We start from the raw sequence: 2,816 nt of genomic DNA on the forward strand, positions 1-2,816 counted from the left end.
TTTCCGATCCAAGCTGAAAATTCATTTTTGAATGTTTGACAGATTCTGATTATTCCCGCTATCGATCTTAAAGACGGTGCCTGCGTACGTCTGCGCCAGGGCCGCATGGAAGATTCCACGGTGTTCTCCGATGACCCGGTGAGCATGGCTGCCAAGTGGGTGGAGGGCGGTTGCCGCCGTCTGCATCTGGTCGATCTGAACGGCGCTTTCGAAGGCCAGCCAGTCAATGGCGAGGTGGTCACCGCGATTGCCAAGCGCTATCCGACCCTGCCGATCCAGATCGGTGGCGGCATCCGCTCGCTGGAAACCATCGAACACTACGTCAAGGCTGGCGTCAGCTACGTGATCATCGGCACCAAAGCCGTTAAAGATCCGGCGTTCGTCGCTGAAGCCTGCCGCGCGTTCCCGGGCAAGATCATCGTTGGCCTGGACGCTAAAGACGGTTTCGTCGCCACCGATGGCTGGGCGGAAATCAGTACCGTACAGGTCATCGATCTGGCCAAGCAGTTTGAAGCCGACGGCGTGTCCTCGATCGTTTATACCGACATCGCCAAAGACGGCATGATGCAGGGCTGCAACGTACCGTTCACCGCTGCACTGGCTGCTGCCACGAAGATCCCGGTGATCGCGTCCGGCGGCATCCACAATCTCGGTGACATCAAATCGCTGCTCGACGCCAAGGCGCCAGGCATCATCGGCGCCATCACTGGCCGGGCGATCTACGAAGGCACCCTCGACGTCGCCGAAGCGCAAGCTTTCTGCGATTCGTACCAAGGCTGAGGACTGACCATGGCGCTGGCCAAACGCATCATCCCTTGCCTGGACGTGGACAACGGCCGGGTCGTCAAAGGTGTGAAGTTCGAAAACATCCGCGACGCCGGTGACCCGGTGGAAATCGCCCGTCGCTACGACGAGCAGGGTGCCGACGAGATTACCTTTCTCGACATCACCGCCAGCGTCGATGGTCGCGACACCACGCTGCATACCGTCGAACGCATGGCCAGTCAGGTGTTCATTCCGCTGACGGTCGGCGGCGGCGTGCGTACCGTGCAGGACATCCGCAATCTGCTGAATGCCGGTGCGGACAAGGTGTCGATCAACACCGCTGCCGTGTTCAACCCGGAATTCGTCGGTGAAGCGGCGCAGCATTTCGGCTCGCAATGCATCGTCGTCGCCATCGACGCGAAGAAGGTTTCCGGCCCCGGCGAAACTCCACGCTGGGAAATCTTCACCCACGGCGGGCGCAAGCCAACCGGCCTCGACGCCGTCGAGTGGGCGAAGAAAATGGAAGGCCTCGGTGCCGGTGAAATCCTGCTGACCAGCATGGATCAGGACGGCATGAAAAACGGTTTCGACCTCGGCGTGACCCGCGCGATCAGCGATGCGCTGGGCATCCCGGTAATCGCTTCCGGTGGCGTCGGCAATCTGCAGCATCTGGCTGACGGCATTCTCGAAGGCCACGCCAGTGCGGTGCTGGCGGCGAGTATTTTCCACTTCGGCGAATACACCGTGCAGGAAGCCAAGGCCTACATGGCCAAACGCGGCATCGTGATGCGTTAAGCGTCAAAATCGATACAGGCCAGTGGACACCATGGCGCACCCAAGGCACTCTTGGGCACGCCATGGATTTCGGTAGCCCGACATGATCAAACGCCTGCTTCTTGTTCTCGCCAGCGCCTCGATGTTGCTCATCAACACGGCCCGTGCCGAAACCAGTCCCGACACCGATCTGGTGCTCCTTACCGAAAACTTCCCGCCTTACAACATGGCGAAGGACGGCAAGAACTTCGCCAAGGGCGAGAACATCAATGGCATCGCCACCGACATCGTGCGCGAAATGTTCCAGCGTGCCGGCGTCACCTACAGCCTGACCCTGCGATTCCCCTGGGAGCGCGTCTACAAACTCGCCCTGGAAAATCCTGGCTACGGTGCCTTCGTGATGGCGCGCCTGCCAGACCGCGAAAAACTCTTCAAATGGGTCGGCCCGATCGGTCCGGACGACTGGATCATGTTGGCCAAGGCCGACAGCAAGATCACCCTCGAAACCCTCAACGATGCACGCAAATACAAGATCGGCGCCTACAAGGGCGATGCGATTGCCGAGACGCTGACCAAGCAAGGTTTGAAACCTATGGTGGTATTGCGCGATCAAGACAACGCCAAGAAGCTGGTCAACGGGCAGATTGATTTGTGGGCGACGGGTGATCCGGCTGGGCGTTATCTGGCAAGGCAGGATGGGGTGACGGGGCTGAAGACGGTCCTGCGCTTTAACAGCGCAGAGCTGTATCTGGCGCTGAATAAAGACGTGCCGGAAGAAACCGTGAAGAAGCTACAGGCTGCGCTGGATCAGATGCGTAAGGATGGTGTGGTGGATGACATCATGGGGCGGTATTTGTAGCGCTTATCAGATCGCTACCCCCTCACCCCAACCCTCTCCCCCAAGGGGGGCGAGGGGGAAAGGGAGCTGATCTATGTGCTTTTCAAACCTGAGTCCGACGCGGTATTGCAAGTCGGTGCAGCTCTCCCAATCAACTCGGTCAGCTCCCTCTTCCTCTAGGGCGAGGGGGAAAGGGAGCTGATCTATGTGCTTTTCAAACCTGAGTCCGACTCGGTATTGCAAGTCGGTGCAGCTCTCCCAATCAATTCGGTCAGCTCCCTCTCCCTCTGGGGGCGGGGGGAAAGGGAGCTGATCTATGTGCTTTTCAAAACCTGAGTCCGACGCGGTATTGCAAGTCGGTGCAGCTCTCCCAATCAATTCGGTCAGCTCCCTCTCCCTCTGGGGGCGGGGGGAAAGGGAGCTGATCTATGTGCTTTTC

3 protein-coding genes are annotated in these 2,816 nt (G+C 59.1%); all 3 read left to right on the forward strand.

What is annotated here, in order from left to right:
- Positions 1 to 42 precede the first annotated feature (42 nt).
- Positions 43 to 780 (forward strand): 1-(5-phosphoribosyl)-5-[(5-phosphoribosylamino)methylideneamino]imidazole-4-carboxamide isomerase, encoded by a 738-nt coding sequence (gene hisA, locus ACIPZE_RS20960; protein WP_003220753.1) that lies wholly within the window; start codon positions 43 to 45, stop codon positions 778 to 780.
- 9 nt (positions 781 to 789) lie between these two features.
- A complete protein-coding gene (gene hisF / locus ACIPZE_RS20965; RefSeq protein WP_007909211.1) occupies positions 790 to 1,560 on the forward strand; it encodes an imidazole glycerol phosphate synthase subunit HisF in 771 nt (256 codons plus the stop codon).
- Between the two features lie 82 nt (positions 1,561 to 1,642).
- Positions 1,643 to 2,398 carry an ABC transporter substrate-binding protein gene (locus tag ACIPZE_RS20970; RefSeq protein ID WP_283438014.1) on the forward strand — a complete coding sequence of 252 codons (756 nt, stop codon included), beginning with the start codon at positions 1,643 to 1,645 and terminating at the stop codon, positions 2,396 to 2,398.
- The last annotated feature ends 418 nt before the right edge of the window (positions 2,399 to 2,816 follow it).

It is taken from the genome of Pseudomonas sp. NPDC089741 (assembly GCF_044748825.1).
Lineage (GTDB): Bacteria > Pseudomonadota > Gammaproteobacteria > Pseudomonadales > Pseudomonadaceae > Aquipseudomonas > Aquipseudomonas helmanticensis.

Coding starts and splice junctions, on each gene's coding strand:
- hisF (WP_007909211.1), top strand. CDS start 790: ATGGCGCTGGCCAAACGCATCATCCCTTGCCTGGACGTGGACAACGGC.
- ACIPZE_RS20970 (WP_283438014.1), top strand. CDS start 1,643: ATGATCAAACGCCTGCTTCTTGTTCTCGCCAGCGCCTCGATGTTGCTC.